Raw genomic sequence first — 14477 nt, forward strand, 5'->3', positions numbered from 1 at the left:
CCCTCCTGCTTCGCGCCACCTTGGCGCGGGGGCTGACAGCATACGTCAGCGGCTGTCCTCAGCGCCGCTTACCCTGCCGACGTAGACGGCGCATGCTCGCATGAGCAGCTCACCAGGACGCCTGACCATGGATACATCCCAAACCCCGCTGGACATCCTGCTTGTTGGCGCCGCCGGGCTCGTCGGGCAGGGCGTGCTGCGGGCCTGCCTGGAATCACCTGCCGTCGGGCGCATCGTGTCGCTGCAGCGCCACCGCCACGACCCCGGCCACCCGCGCGTGGAGGTTCTTCTGCTCGAGGATTTCAGCCAGGCAGATACGCTTCAACCTGCTTTGGAAGACCTGGACGCCTGTTTCTACTGCGCAGGCGCAACTCCGGTCGGCACACCGGAGCACGAATACCGGCGGGTAACCGTAGACCTCACCATGGCCGTGGCCCGCACGTTTGCGGCTGCCAACCCGCAGGGCACTTTTTTGTATGTCTCCGGCGCGCATGCCGATCCGCGCAGCGGGGTCATGCCGCTGCGCGTCAAGGGTGAGGCCGAGCAGGCACTGGCCGCCCTCCCCGTTCGCACGGTTTCGCTGCGCCCGGCTGGCGTCCGTCCGGTTGCGGGCACGCACACCCGACATGATGCGCTCAAGCCGCTTTATGCTGTCGCCGGCCCGTTGATGCGTCTGGGCGCTGCGATCGCGCCGTCACTGGTGACCGACAACCTCTCGGTGGGCAAGGCCATGATTGCCCTGGCCGCCATGCCGGACCCACCTGCAAGCGTGACATGCAGGCAGATCCGGCGTCTGGCCGCGGGATAAGGTGCTCAGTCGACGATCTCAACCGTTGGCGTCGAGGTCAGCACGCCTGAAACGTTGCACTTGACGCCCAGCGGGCCTTTCAGCGCGCCGGCGAAGGTGACCTTGCCATTGCGCAGGGACCCGCTCAGGCTGCCCCTGCAGTGCATGCCGCCCGGGCCGCCGAAGTCGAGCTTCTGCAGTTCCATGCGATCACCGCCGAGCATTGCCACCGGCCAGTTGCCCAGAGCCTTGGCGACGCTGCACACCTTGGATTTCCCTTCGAGCGTGGTCAGGGCGCCCTCGATGACGGCCCGGCCCATGGCATCGATATGCGCATACATGGTGGCGTCGCAGTCGCCTTTGAACGGTCCAGCGGCGATCTTGATCCTGCCGAGAATCTCCACATCGCTGCTGAACGGGGCCAGGCTGGCCGCGCCTGCCTGGCCGGACAGCACTGCCGCCACCAGCAGTCCTGCATGGAAAACCTTCATCATGATCCTGCTCCTGCCCGAAACGCCGGGCCTGCGTGCGGGCAGTCGACCCGCCGGCGTGGTCTGCAACGCCGTGGAGCGTTTATCCCGCCAGTGAGGCACGTGGCACTGCGAACCACGACACAGGTCAAACCCTTGCCGCACTAGCCTTACGCCTGGCCGCGACATCACCGAAGCCGCGCGGTTGATGCCGTATGGGGCCTCCCGTTTCGGGCATCGGGGGCGTCGATAGGCGGCCGAATCGGCCAACGTGTAAAATCGCTTTCTTTGTGCCCACCGGACCCCATGGCTAAAGCGTCCTCACGGCCGCCCCTGCCGGGGCCGCCTCTGACCCGGATCCTGTCGCGGATCGGCGTGGCGAAAGCGCCGGCCGAACCGCCGATCCTGCCCGCTGTGCTGAGCACCTGGGTCGACTGGAACCGCGCGGTTGTCCTGGCCCGCGCCCTGGATGGCCCGGCAGCCAACGGCGAACCGGCGTCGCCGGCCAGCGACGCCGCAGGGCTGGAAGACGAATGCGTGCAGGCGCAGACGGATCTGCGCGCCAGTGTCGACGTCCTGCTTGCCGAGCTGCTCCACGCTCCGGCCACCACCGCACTGCTTCTCAAACGTGTCGCCGGTTTCCAGCGCAGCCTGCAGATCGCCTGTGGCCGGCTGCGTGGCCGCTTGCGCGATGCGCTGGCCTGCGCATCGGAGGATCAGCGGCGACTGGCCGAGCTGGATGCGGTGATGGAGCAGGTGCTGAGCCCGCGCGAGTTCCGTCTGCTCGAACAGATGCCCACCTGGGCGGCCCAGCACTGCGTGCCGGCCAGTGATGTACCGATCGACCCCGCACACCCCATCTGGCCCGAGGGCTTGCCACCGCACCTGTGCGCAGACCTGCGCGAGCTGCTGCTGGCCGAGCTCGAGCTGCGCTTCCATCCCATCCAGGGGCTGCGAGCCGCCCTGCACTCCCACTGACGATCCCCCATGCCCCGTACTCTGTTGCTGTCCGTTCTTTTCGTTGCTGGCCTTGCCGCGCCCCTGTGGATCGGCGCCGGCTACCTGGGCCACCACGCCGTCGGCGCAGCGGTTACCGCGCTCATTGCGGCCTGCTTCCTGATCGGGGGCGTTGAACTGCAGGGCTTCTCCCGCGCCACGCGCCAGCTGGCCGAAGCCCTGCGCACCCCCATCAATGCCGACAGCGATCTGGGCAGCTGGCTGCAGGGGCTGCCGAGCGAGCTGCGTGCGGCGGTGCGCCTGCGCGTGGAGGGCGAGCGGACCGCCCTGCCCGGCCCGGCGCTGACGCCCTATCTGGTCGGCCTGCTGGTCCTGCTGGGCATGCTCGGCACTCTGCTGGGCATGATGGCCACCCTGCGCGGCACCGGTCTGGCCCTGGAAAGCGCCACCGACCTGCAGGCGATCCGCGGTTCGTTGGCGTCACCGGTCGAGGGTCTGGCGGTCGCCTTCGGTACCTCCATCGCTGGCGTCGCCGCCTCGGCGATGCTCGGCCTGCTCTCGGCCGTCCTGCGTCGCGAACGCAGTCAGGTGGTGCAGACGCTGGATGCACGCATCGCAGGCGACCTGCACGGACATACCCGCCGCTGGCAGCGCGCCGAGTCGCTGCGGTTGCTGCAGGTGCAGTCAGACACCCTGCCGCCGCTGGTGGATCGACTGCAGGCTGTCCTGGACGGCATGCAGACGGCACAGCAGCGTCAGGGCGAGCAGATGCTGGCCCGGCAGGAAGCGTTCCAGACCCACAGTGAGCGTACACAGCAGCAGCTGATCGAGACGCTGCAGGTCTCATTGCAGCGCGGCGCGCAGGATAGTGCAGCCGCAGTTGCCGCAACCCTTCAGCCGCTCGTGCAGCGCACGCTGGAAGGACTGGCCAGCGAGGGCGCTCGTCAGCACGCTGGCATCCAGTCGGCGGTGCAGCAGCAGCTGGAGGCATTGACGCAGGGATTTGCCGACGCGAGTGCAGCCGTTTCACAAAGCTGGCGTGATGCGGTGAAGCAGCAGGCCGATGCCAACGCGGTGCTGATCGAGCACCTGCAGCAGGCACTGGCCCAGACCGCGAAGCAACAGAGCGAAGCCCAGCAGCAGGTGCTGCAGACCGTCGGCACCCAGCTGCAGGCGCAGGCCGAGCACAACGAGATGGCGTGGCAGCAGGCCGCCGAGCACCAGCGCGAGTGTGCCGAAGCTGCCGCCACGGCGAACGCACAGGCATGGGCCAGCGCACTGCAGGCGCAGCAGGCACAGGCCCAGGCGCTGTTGGCTCAGCTGCAGCAGCAGGCCCAGCAACAGCAGGGCGAGCGCGGCCGCGATGACGCCGCGCGGCTGCAGCAGTGGTCAGCGGCGTTCGCTGCGCTGGCAGAGCAGGCATCGGCGCAATGGCTGCGCAGCGGTGAACAGCAGGCCGAGCAGCATCAGCAGGTCTGCGACGCGCTGGCGAAAACAGGCGAGCAGCTGCATGCTCAGGCACGTACGCATGCCGACGCCACCATCGCGTCGATCGGTCGCCTGATCGACGCGGCGGCCGAGGCGCCGCGCGCCGCTGCCGAGGTCATCGGTGAACTGCGCGAGCGTCTTTCCGAAAGTCTGGTGCGCGACACCGCCCTGCTGGAAGAGCGCGCCCAGCTGCTGGGCACGCTGCAGTCGTTGACCGAAGCGGTGACGCACGCGTCAACCGAACAGCGCGGCGCCGTGGATGCCTTGATCGACAGCGCCGGCAGCGCGTTGGACCGGGCCAGCAGCCGCTTCGCCGAACAGGTCGAGCACGGAACCGGTCGCATGGACGGGCTTGCCGCGCAGCTGCTCGAAGGCGCACAGGCCCTGGGCAACGTTTCGGCCGGCATGCAGGAGGCTGTGCAGGCCTTTGCAAGCACCAGCGGGACGCTGGGAGAGAAGCTGCAGCAGGTGGGCGCCGCGCTGGATGCCAGCATGGTCCGCAGCGACGAGCAGCTGGCGTACTACGTGGCCCAGGCCCGCGAGGTGGTTGACCTGACCCTGCTTTCGCAGAAGCAGCTGCTTGCCGAACTGCAGCAGCTCGGTGGCGGCACGCCGGACACCCGCGCATGAGTCACGAGGTCGACACCGACGGTGAGAGCGCCACGCCGATCTGGGCTGCCTTCGGCGACCTGATGTCGGTGCTTCTCGGCGCCTTCGTGCTGATCCTGGTCGGCGTGATCGCCATGCAGCTCGAGCTCACCGGCCGGCTGGATGAAGAGGTGCGTCAACGGCAGGCGGCCGAGCAACGGCAGCAGAGTCTGGAGCAGGCCTTGGCCGGCCCGCTGGCGGCTGGACGGGTCACCCTTGTCGACGGACGCATCGGCATCCGCGGCAATGTGCTGTTCGCGCTCAACTCGGATCAGCTGCAGCCTGAGGGCCAGCAGCTTTTGGCCAGCCTGGCAGCCCCGCTGAAGAGCTACCTGAAAAACCGCAATGAGCTGCTGATGGTCAGCGGCTTTACCGATGACCAGCCGGTGCGCGAGGGCAACTGGAAGTTTGCCGACAACTGGGAGCTCTCCGCGCAGCGCTCGCTGACCGTCACCCGCGCCTTGATCGCAAGCGGATTGCCTGCCGATGCGGTGTTCTCCGCCGCCTTCGGCGCAGGGCAGCCGGTGGACTCCAACGCCAGTGAGGAGGGACGCGCACGCAATCGCCGGGTCGAGATCGCACCGATCCCGCGCCCTGGGTCAAAGGATGGCGAGGAACCCCATGTGCCGTGATGCGGCCGGACCGGCTGTCACGGGTCTTGCAGCCCTGACCGCAGCGCTCGATGCGGCGTCGCGGACGCGCGCCGACTACCCTCACCTTCCCGAGCTGCAGCTGCTGCGCGGGCAGTGGGAAACCCTGCACGCCAGCAGCCGCCTGCGGATCGCGCTGCAGCAGGCGCCCGCCGAAGGCGGACCTTTGAACTCGGCTGTGCTGGTACACCGGATGCTGGCGCAGATGCAGGCCTGTTCGCCAGGCTACCTGGCGCACTTCATCGCCTATGCCGATACGGTGGCCTGGCTGGACCACGCTTCGATGCCCGCAGCTGTCACCCAGCCGGGCGCAGGTCGGCCAAAAGCCCCCCGCAAGGCGCCGGCCGGCGGCCGACGCCCGCGTTGAATCAGGCAGCGCGCTCGGCTTCGCGACGCGACAGGTCACCAAAGCGGCCGAGCGACATCAGGTGCTGGTGCACCAGCGCCAGCCAGCCCTTGCGGTGCCAGTCCAGCACGACGTCGTCGGGCAGCGCGGTGAACTTCTCCACGTCAACCACACGGAAGCCCTGCAAAGCGAGCTCGCGCCCATCATTCAGGCGCACGTTGGCATTGCGGGTCACCAGCAGGTCCTGCGCCAGCAGGGCCTCGGCAAAGGCACGGGTGTGCTCGTGGTCGCGGGTGTACTGACCACAGAACTCCAGCACCTGCTGGACCAGGTCGGTGGCCTTGCCATCGACGAACAGCGGCTGACCTTCCTCGCCCCCCTTGACCACCCGCTCGCTGGCCTCGTCGACGCCCAGAATGAAATTCTCGGCGTTGTCGGTGTCGATGAAGATGAAGGGATGGCGGCGAACGTAGGCCGGCACATAGGCGCCCTCAACCCAGAAGCCGTCCTGGATGAACAGGTTGTACTCGCCGAAACCCAGCGCGGCCATCGGCACGGCGTTCTCGCCGCCGAACAGGATCGGGAAGTGGTGCAGCGCCGGGGCGAACTCGGTCACCACCAGCGGAATGGCATTGCTGCCCGCTGCGAAATCCAGGCGGCCGGGCAGGATGCGCATGTCGGCATGCACGTCGGACTGCAGCGGCACCGGACGGCTGTAGAACATGGGGGTGCCGCTCGGTGCGGGCGCGGTGTCATTGGTGGTAGTCATTGCACAAAACCGGTTGAGGTCCGCGCCTCCCATCCCGGGCGCGTATGCGGGTCGAACATGAACCCCGCATTATCAACAACGTCGGCAGCATTCACCACCCCATCACGCCTATTTCAGCTGCAGCGGATAGCGCTGCCACAACACGTGCACCAGAAAGCCGGTCAGCTCGGCATCCTTGCTGCGGATCGCCGAGCGGATCTTGTCCAGCAGGACCATGTCGCTGCAGGCGCGGACATCAGCGTGATTGGCCTGGCCGGCACGGCGGGCACGATACCGCGCCGCCCGCTGGGCGTCGCTCATCGCATAGCCGAACTTGGGCGGCCTGCCCCGCTTGCGCGGCAGGACCAGCTCCAGTGTTCCGGGGTCGTTGTCGTCGCGCATGGGAAGGGGTCGATGAATGCGGTCGCGCACTTTATCGTGAGGCATCACTTATATCCAGTGTTTTTGCGGGATAAATCACCTTTTCCGTGTCATTCCGCGACACAAAAAGCGTCGGCCGTATCGCCCAGTGCGAATGGTTTGCATTTACAACGCTGAGGCGAGCCACTACGCTGGAGACACTCTCCTTCATGAGCCGCCCTCCTGGCGGCAACCCCTGCCTTGATGATCCTCTCCCTGCCACCCCGTGCGCCATCGCGCCGCCCCCTCACGCTGGCCTGCCTGCTGGCACTGGCACCGGCCGTCCAGGCCAACAGCGCAACGCCTTCCTCCGCGACCGAACTGGACCGGGTGACGGTCAATGCCTACCGCGCCGCAAACAGCGTCAGCGGCGCCACCAAAACCAGCACTTCGGTGGCAGAAACGCCGCAGTCGGTTTCGGTCATCGAGCGCGAAGAACTCGACGCCCGCGGCGTGCAGTCGCTCAACGATGCCATGCGCTACGTGGCAGGCGTCAGTCTGGAAAGCTCGGGCATCGATAACCGTGTTGATGACTTCCGCATCCGCGGTTTCGATGCCGGTTCCTGGGCCAACAATGTCACCCTGGATGGTCTGCGCGCTCCGCAGGGCAGCCAGTGGAACCGCAGCATGTTCGACAGCTGGAACCTGGAGCGCGTCGAGGTCCTCAAGGGGCCGTCTGCGGTCATGTACGGACAGGTAGCGCCCGGCGGCATGGTCAACCAGGTCAGCAAGACCCCGCAGCCCGGGCAGCAGCAGCAACTGCGTCTCGGTCTGGATGCCAACGGCATGTACAGCGCGGCCTTCGACGTCGGTGGCGGCGGCACCGGCGACCGCCACCTGTTCCGCCTGGTCGGCCTGCACCGCGACGGCCAGACCCAGATCAAGCATACGAAGCAGCAGCACGGCTTCCTCGCGCCCAGCTATACATGGCAGATCGCCGAGGGCACGCGCCTGACCCTGCTGGGCATGTACCAGAAGGACGACGGCGGGGCGACCTATCAGTTCCTGCCGATGGATGGCACGCTGCGCGCCACCGCTTACGGCCATATGAAGAACGACACCTTCATCGGCCAGCCGGACTGGAACACGTTCGATCGCACGTTGTGGACGGCTGGCTGGATGTTCGAGCATGCCTTCAACGACCACCTGACGCTCAGCCAGAGCGCGCGTCGCACCCATGTCGACTCGCTATACCGTGGCGTGGTCACCTTTGGTGCACTGCAGGCGGACGGCCGCACCCAGAACCGTCGCGGCGTGCAGGGCACCGGCGATTCCGACGGCGATACCGTGGATACGCGCCTGCAGGCGCGCTTCAGTACCGGCGAGGTCGACCACGTCGTGCTGCTGGGCTGGGACTGGCAGCGTGCCGACTGGGCGGGCGTGCGTAGTGCGATGAGCAATCCCGCGCCGATCGACATATTCAATCCGGTCTACGGCGCGTACCGCCCCACCGTCACCTCGGAGGCGCCCACCGGCGGCGTCAACCGTCAGAGTGGCATCTACCTGCAGGATCAGCTTGCTTTCGGCAACTGGCGCCTCACCGTCGGCGGTCGTTACGACTGGGCCAAGGATGACACCCGCAGTTCTACCCGCAACCTGGTCACGGGCGTGGCCCAGCTGACCGGCCGCAGCGTCATCAAGAGCGAGGCCTTCACCGGTCGCGCCGGTGTGCTGTACGCCTTCGACAACGGCTTCAGCCCGTATCTGAGCTACGCCGAGTCGTTCCAGCCGTCGACCAGGACCCCGCTGGACAGTTACACCCGCTCCGGCTTCGACCCGGTGACCAGCCACCAGTGGGAGGCCGGCGTGAAGTATCAGCCACGCAGCGTCGATGGGCTGGTGACGCTGGCTGCCTATGAGATCAAGCAGCAGAACATGATCGTCGACGATGCGGTGCACGTCGCCAACGTCTGCGGTTCGCTTGGCACCACACGCTGCCAGGTCCAGGGCGACGAAGGCCGCGTGCGGGGTATCGAGCTTGAGGGCCGGATCACCCCGCTGCCCGGCTTCAGTCTGATTGGTGCTGCGGCCTGGATGGACTCGCAGATGACCCGCTCGGTGCAGTATGCGGGCAGGCAACTGGCGATGGTGCCCGATTACACGGCTACGTTCTGGGCCGATTACACGTTCGCCAGCGGTGTGCTGCATGGACTCAGCCTGGCTGCCGGCGCACGCCATAACGGGGTCAGCTACGGCGACAGTGCCAATGCCTTCCGCATTCCGTCCTACACCCTGTTCGATGCGGCGGTGCGCTACGACCTCGGTGCGGTTGGCGCTGGCAATCTGCAGCTGGCGTTGAACCTGAGCAATATCGGCGACCGCCGTTACGTATCAACCTGCACCACGGTGTCCTCCTGCTACTACGGCAGCGGCCGCACGGTGCAGGCCACCGCACGCTACGGCTGGTAACGCCTTCGCTGCCGCCCGGCCATGGCACGGTTCGGTGCGGCCGGGCGCGCGCAGCAGCGCCGGGCCGTGCCCGGCGAGCGCGCAGCGCGGCTTACAGTGGAGGCCTCCTAATCGGTGACCACCACCAGCGGTACCGGCCGCCGCGGATGCTGCAGCACCACCACGTCCTGCTGGTAGACCCGGCGCAGGGTGGGTTCGGTCAATACCGCCGCCGGCGTGCCATCGGCTGCCACCCTGCCCTGCTCCAGCAGCACGATGCGGTCGGCATGGCCCGCTGCCAGATTCAGGTCGTGCAGCACGACGATCACACACGCGCCTGCATCGGCCAGCGCCCGTACGCTGCGCAGCGTGCGCTCCTGGTGACGAAGGTCCAGCGCGGCAGTGGGCTCATCGAGCATCAGCAGCGGGGTCTGCTGGGCCAATACGCGGGCGAACGTGGTACGCGCCGCCTCCCCGCCGGAGAGCTGCTGCACATCGCGCAGGCGCAACGCCTGCAGTTCGGCGGCCTCCAGCGCCGACTCCACCAGCGCATGATCACGCAGCGGGTCCACGCGATGCGGCAGGCGCCCCATCGCAACCACCTCCTCCACGCTGAAGGCAAACCGGATACCGTGTTCCTGCGGCATCACCGCACGCTCCTGCGCCAGTGCCCGCGCGGCAAATCCAGCAAGCGGCCGGCCGTGCAGCAGCACCTGTCCTCCATCAGCCGGCAGATCGCCACAGGCCACGGCCAGCAGCGTCGACTTGCCTGCCCCATTGGGCCCCACCAGCGCGGTCACCGTACCGGCTTGGAAGGCCAGCGTGACGTCCTGCAGGATGTTTCGCGCACCCCGGCTCACGGCGACGTCCTGCAACTCCAGCGCGACTGTCACGGGTGCCCCTTGCGCCGCTGCTGCAGCACCAGCCAGAGAAAGAAGGGGGCGCCCAGCGACGCCGAGAACAGCCCCAGCGGGATTTCCGAGGGTGGATCGAGCGTGCGCGCAGCGGTGTCGGCCACCACCACCAGAACGGCGCCGAGCAGGCCGGAGAGCGGCAGCATCCAGCGGTGTCCCGGGCCGACCAGCATGCGTGCGACGTGCGGCACGACCAGCCCGACGAAACCGATCGAGCCGGCGAACGCCACCGCCGCGCCCACCAGCAGAGCGCTGAAGGCAACCAGCTGGCGCCGCGTGCGTGGCACATCCAGGCCGAGGTGCTGGGCTTGCCGTTCGCCGAGGGCGAGCATGTCCAGCGGCACCGCAAGGTGCATGCAGGCCACCGCACCGAGCAGGAACAACGGCGCCACCGCGAGGACATCGCGCCAATCGGCGCTGGCCAGCGAACCGAGCTGCCAGAACACCAGCGACTGCAGCTGCGACTCGGTGGCGATATAGGTAAGAAAGCCGATCAGCGCAGAACACAGCGCGGCCATGGCGATGCCGACCAGCAGCAGCGTGGCGTTGCCGGTTGCGCGACCGGGCCGGGCCAGCAGGTAGGTGAGGCTGATCGCCAGCGCGCCTCCGGCGAACGCAGCCAGCGGAATCATCCAGCCGCCGATGCTGGCCGCACCGAGTACGATGGCCGCGACCGCGCCGAGCGCTGCGCCCTGGCTGACCCCGACGATGCCGGGGTCGGCCAGCGGGTTGCCGAACAGCCCCTGCAGGCTTGCCCCGGCCATCGCCAGCGCGGCGCCGACCATCGCGCCCAGCAGGGCGCGGGGAATGCGCAGCTGCCAGACCACGGCAAGATCCCGGCTGCTCACAGCAGCCGGATCGACCAGCCCCAGTTTGACCCCGACCGCCTGCAGTACCTCCAGCGGAGGCAGCCGCAACGGACCCACCGCGAACGAGGCCAGCATTGCCAGCAACAGCAGCATGGCACTGAGAGCGAGCATCCACTGACCGCGTCGCCGCCGACGCAGAAATGAACGGGAAGCCCGTGGACTCATTCGGCCGAAAGCTCCGCCAGCGCCTTGGACAGGGCCAGCGCGCCGGCGCCGGAGCCGACGCTGAGGTACTTCAGCTGCAGGTCGGGCATCACCCAGACACGGTTGGCCTCACCGGCCGGGGTCTGCTTCAGCGTCGGGTACGCGCTCCAGATGCCATCGGCACCACCGAAGGTCTGCAGGTCCTGCTCGGTGACCAGAATCACCTGGGGTGCCGCGGCCAGCACGCCTTCATTGCTGAGTGCGGAGTAATTGGCCACGCCGGCTTCGGTGCCGATGTTCAGACCACCGGCCATGCCGATCAGCTGACCGGCCGCACTGTCGGCGCCGGCCACGGTCGGTGCGCCACCGGCACCGGTGGCCGAGATCATGATTACCCGCGGCTCGCCGGGTGCGTCGGCGGCAATCGCCGCAGCCTCCTGCAGCTGGGCCTGCACCTGCGCGGCCAGCACTTTGCCTGCCTCGGCCAGGCCTACCGCAGCTGCCACGCGGCGCACCTTTTCAGGTGCCGGCTGCAGGTCATCGACAATCACCGCATCCTGGCCGACGGCGCGCAGCTTGGCGGCCAGTGCCGTGTGGCGCCGCACACTGTTGCCCAGGAACAGGCTGCCACCCAGGCTCAGCACACCTTCCACGCCGGTGGTGCGGTTGAACAGAAAGCGATGCGGCGCCTGGCGCCCCGCGGCGCTGACCGCGTTGGTCGGTGCGGCAAACACCTTGTCGCCCTGGCCCAATGCTTCGAGCACGGCGATGACATCGTCACCACCGGCGATGATGCGCGATACATCCTTGACGCTGACATCGATCCCGTCGTCGGAGCGCACGGAAGCCGGCAGCACCGGTTCGCCAGCCTCTGCCTCCCCCACGCCGGGACCAGCCACACGCCGCCAGCCCTGCGGCAGCGCCTGCCTGACGCCCTCTGCGGCAGGGCCACTCGCCGATGCCGCAGCCGACGACGTGTCCGACTCTGTCGTGCGGCCACAGGCCGCCAGCACGACGGCGATGACCAGCGCCAGCGCAGCGTGGGCGGTACGGGAAAGTGTGTTGTTCATCATGGCTCCTGCTGACGCCGAGGCGCACGCGGCGCCCCGGTTGGATGTGGCCGGCTCATCGCCGGCCGGGTTACGGGCTGTGCGGGGTGATCCGCGCAAGGTGGTCGCCGTGAGGGTCGTCGGCGCCCTGCGACTTGTTGACCGCGAACACGCCGCCCTTGCCGTCGGCGCGGACGTGGTTGGGGAAGGTGCCCCCGGCAAGGTTGGCCACCACCCTGCCCTCGCCGTCGACCACGGCGACCGTACCTGCGCCGCGGTTGCTGACATAAGCCAGCCCGGTCAGCGGTTCAAATGCCACGTTCAGCGCACCGGCACCGACCGGCACATCGTGCAGCACCCTGCCGCTGGCGAGATCGACGATGAGAAGGTTGTCGCTGCTCTGCGACGCCACCAGCACGCGGTTGCGTGCCGCATCAAAGGCAACGCCCGAGGCGCCCTGCGCGCTGGGCAGCGCGATGATCTTCTCGACCTTGCCCGCAGCGCCGTCGATGACCGCCAGTTCGCCGGTGCTCATGCTGACGGTGTAGACCTTGCCGCTGCCGGCATCCAGCGCCAGGCTCATCGGGCTGAACTGCCCATCATCGACGCCCGACGCCAGCGTGATCGGCTCGAGCTGGGTCAGTGTGGCGGTGTCGAATACCGCGACGAAATCCTCGCCGGTGGCCGAGACGTAGGCGCGGCCGCGCTGGCTGTCGACCACCACGTCGCGTGCGTGCGGGACCGCATCCACGGCGAACTGGCGCACCAACGAAAGATCGGCCTGCCGGTACACCGCCACGCTGTTCTGCCGGGTGTTGGTGACCCATACGGTGCCGTGGGCGTCGTCGACACCGATGCCGTAAACCGCGTACACGCTGCCGCCTCGGCCGCCCGGCACCTGCGCCGGGGTGACCGCCTTGATCACCTGCAGGGTCTGCGGGTCCACCTTGACCAGCCGCGACTCGGTGACCGGCGGGCGACCGACCGCAGCGGTGACGAACAGCGCGTTGCTGGCGGCACTGTAATCGCTCTGGTACAGGCCGCGCACCAGCGGCTGGCTCACGACGTCGAACCTGGATTGCCCGGACAGCGGCAGCGCCGGCGAAACGCGCAGCGTGGCCACCGCTGCGGCAGCCGGATTGCTGGCGCGCACCACCAGCGGGTGCTGGCCCGGCACGGCGTCGGCGGGAATGGTCAGTTCGGTCTTGAACTGCCCATCGGCGTCGACGGTGATCGGTGCACTGGTCAGCACGGTCTGGCCACGCAGCAGGTCCACGCGCTGACCCGGTACGAACCGGCTACCGATGATCTCGGCGCTGGAGCCCGGCACCGGGTTGGCGCTGCGCGCTACCACCTTGCCCTTGAAACCATTGGCGGGCGTGTCGAACACCGGCTGGGCGTTGGCCGCCAGGCTCAACAGAATGCTGGCGGCGAGGCCGGCGATGCGAAGGGATGTTGCGTTGAAGGTCATGACTGCTCCATGCGAGGGGCGCCTGTCGGCGGGGTCGTTGCCTTGGCGCGCCGGCTTCCGTTGGCGCCTGGGTAGAGGGTGCAGCGGCTGCAACGCCGCAGGCATCAAAGGGGGTCGGGCGTGGCACTACGGTCGCTGATGCCATAGAGCGCCGACAGCGTGGCCTTGAAGGAGGCCGGCAGCATCGGGCCATGACCCAGCCCGGCAAATTCCCGATACTGCACCTGCAGGCCGGGCACCTTGGCCAGGCGCTCACTCAACGCGTGGGCCGCATCAGGTGCGGCGCCGCTTACCCGGCGCAGGTGGGCCACCACACGCGGGTTGCTCATATCGCGCACACCGCGGTTGCCGCTGCGTTCATTGCCGCCGAGCATCACCCAGACCCGCGCGGGATGGCCGTGATTGTTCTCGACGAACTGCGTTTCCATGTCGCCCAGCGGCGCGCCCTGGCTCCACCACAGCGAGGGGCTGGCGGCGACGTAATGCTGGAAGGCGGCGGCGCGGGTGTACAGGGTGCTGAGCACGAACAGTCCGCCCAGCGAGTGGCCCCACAGGGTCTGCTGCTGCGGGTCGACGTGGGCACGGCGCTGCACTTCGGGTCTGATCCGGCGCTCGATGAGATCGGCGAGGGCCAATGCCCCCCCGCCGACGATCTGCGTGCTGCCGTTTTCATCGTCGGCACGATCGATCCAGGCAGTGTAGTCGCGGGTGCGTTGTGCCGGATCGATGCGGCGTTCGTTGTCATAGCCGATCAGCACCAGCACCGGCGGCGCTGGCGTGGCGGCCAGCTCGGCCAGCATCGGCTGGTCAAGCACCATCGCCGCGGCATTGCCGTCCAGTGCATACAGGGCCGGTGCTGCGGCACGAGCGACCTTGACCGGGATGCCGAGATTCACCCGCCAACGGCGCTGGCCATCGGCACTGTCGATCACGAAACGCTCGAAACGGTACGTCGCCGCCGGTTCATCGAGCACCGTGTGACCCATCATCTGATCGGGATTGCGTTGCTGTGCGTTCGCCGGCGCCACCACGGCAAGCGCCAGCATCAGCAGGCACGCTGCGGTGCGGTGCGGTGAAAAACGGTCTGGGCTCATACGGTAGAACTCACATCGGACAACCGGCACCGGC

The 14477-nt window shown here is 68.1% G+C and carries 14 protein-coding genes; 6 read left to right on the forward strand and 8 right to left on the reverse strand.

Translation table 11 applies throughout. From position 1 onward, the window contains the following. Window positions 1–100 precede the first annotated feature (100 nt). A complete protein-coding gene (locus RZA67_RS08305; protein WP_317212230.1) occupies window positions 101–808 on the forward strand; it encodes an oxidoreductase in 708 nt (235 codons plus the stop codon). Window positions 809–813: 5 nt separating this feature from the next. Here RZA67_RS08305 and RZA67_RS08310 read toward each other — a convergent pair whose 3' ends face one another. Further along, complete coding sequence (locus tag RZA67_RS08310; RefSeq protein WP_317212231.1) at window positions 814–1281, reverse strand: hypothetical protein; 468 nt, start codon at window positions 1279–1281, stop codon at window positions 814–816. 282 nt (window positions 1282–1563) lie between these two features. On the opposite strand from RZA67_RS08310, the gene RZA67_RS08315 reads away from it, so the two are divergent. Genes RZA67_RS08315 through RZA67_RS08330 form a run of 4 tightly spaced genes read left to right on the forward strand, consistent with a single transcriptional unit; the run spans window position 1564 to window position 5367 of the window. Then, window positions 1564–2235 (forward strand): DUF3348 family protein, encoded by a 672-nt coding sequence (locus RZA67_RS08315; RefSeq protein WP_317212232.1) that lies wholly within the window; start codon window positions 1564–1566, stop codon window positions 2233–2235. Between the two features lie 9 nt (window positions 2236–2244). After that, window positions 2245–4332 (forward strand): DUF802 domain-containing protein, encoded by a 2088-nt coding sequence (locus RZA67_RS08320; RefSeq protein ID WP_317212233.1) that lies wholly within the window; start codon window positions 2245–2247, stop codon window positions 4330–4332. Beyond that, complete coding sequence (locus RZA67_RS08325) at window positions 4329–4982, forward strand: OmpA family protein (RefSeq protein WP_317212234.1); 654 nt, start codon at window positions 4329–4331, stop codon at window positions 4980–4982. Before RZA67_RS08320 ends, RZA67_RS08325 begins: the two co-directional genes overlap by 4 nt. Then, window positions 4972–5367 (forward strand): DUF2894 domain-containing protein, encoded by a 396-nt coding sequence (locus RZA67_RS08330; RefSeq protein WP_317212235.1) that lies wholly within the window; start codon window positions 4972–4974, stop codon window positions 5365–5367. The genes RZA67_RS08325 and RZA67_RS08330 overlap by 11 nt, the downstream gene beginning before the upstream one ends. 1 nt (window position 5368) lies before the next feature. Here the strand turns inward: RZA67_RS08330 and RZA67_RS08335 are convergent, their stop codons facing one another. After that, complete coding sequence (locus RZA67_RS08335) at window positions 5369–6115, reverse strand: SapC family protein (RefSeq protein WP_317212236.1); 747 nt, start codon at window positions 6113–6115, stop codon at window positions 5369–5371. A 108-nt stretch (window positions 6116–6223) separates the two neighbouring features. Then, window positions 6224–6496, reverse strand: a complete 273-nt coding sequence (locus RZA67_RS08340; RefSeq protein WP_317213961.1) for a hypothetical protein — start codon at window positions 6494–6496, stop codon at window positions 6224–6226. Between the two features lie 222 nt (window positions 6497–6718). Between RZA67_RS08340 and RZA67_RS08345 the strand changes: the two genes are divergently transcribed. Then, on the forward strand, window positions 6719–8923 hold the full coding sequence (locus RZA67_RS08345) for a TonB-dependent siderophore receptor (RefSeq protein WP_317212237.1): 2205 nt from the start codon (window positions 6719–6721) through the stop codon (window positions 8921–8923). A gap of 107 nt (window positions 8924–9030) precedes the next feature. On the opposite strand, the gene RZA67_RS08350 is transcribed toward RZA67_RS08345, so the two are convergent. The 5 genes from RZA67_RS08350 to RZA67_RS08370 form a co-directional block, all read right to left on the reverse strand. Next, window positions 9031–9795, reverse strand: a complete 765-nt coding sequence (locus RZA67_RS08350; protein WP_317212238.1) for a heme ABC transporter ATP-binding protein — start codon at window positions 9793–9795, stop codon at window positions 9031–9033. Further along, entirely contained in the window at window positions 9792–10796 is a 1005-nt protein-coding gene (locus tag RZA67_RS08355) for an iron ABC transporter permease (protein WP_317212240.1), read from the reverse strand. Before RZA67_RS08355 ends, RZA67_RS08350 begins: the two co-directional genes overlap by 4 nt. 50 nt (window positions 10797–10846) lie before the next feature. Continuing rightward, window positions 10847–11899 (reverse strand): ABC transporter substrate-binding protein, encoded by a 1053-nt coding sequence (locus RZA67_RS08360; RefSeq protein ID WP_317212241.1) that lies wholly within the window; start codon window positions 11897–11899, stop codon window positions 10847–10849. A gap of 70 nt (window positions 11900–11969) precedes the next feature. Next, complete coding sequence (locus RZA67_RS08365) at window positions 11970–13349, reverse strand: YncE family protein (protein ID WP_317212243.1); 1380 nt, start codon at window positions 13347–13349, stop codon at window positions 11970–11972. A 104-nt stretch (window positions 13350–13453) separates the two neighbouring features. Next, window positions 13454–14443, reverse strand: a complete 990-nt coding sequence (locus tag RZA67_RS08370; protein WP_317212244.1) for an alpha/beta hydrolase-fold protein — start codon at window positions 14441–14443, stop codon at window positions 13454–13456. Window positions 14444–14477 lie beyond the last annotated feature (34 nt).

This window comes from Stenotrophomonas sp. C3(2023), from assembly GCF_032911385.1.
Taxonomy (GTDB): Bacteria; Pseudomonadota; Gammaproteobacteria; order Xanthomonadales; family Xanthomonadaceae; genus Stenotrophomonas.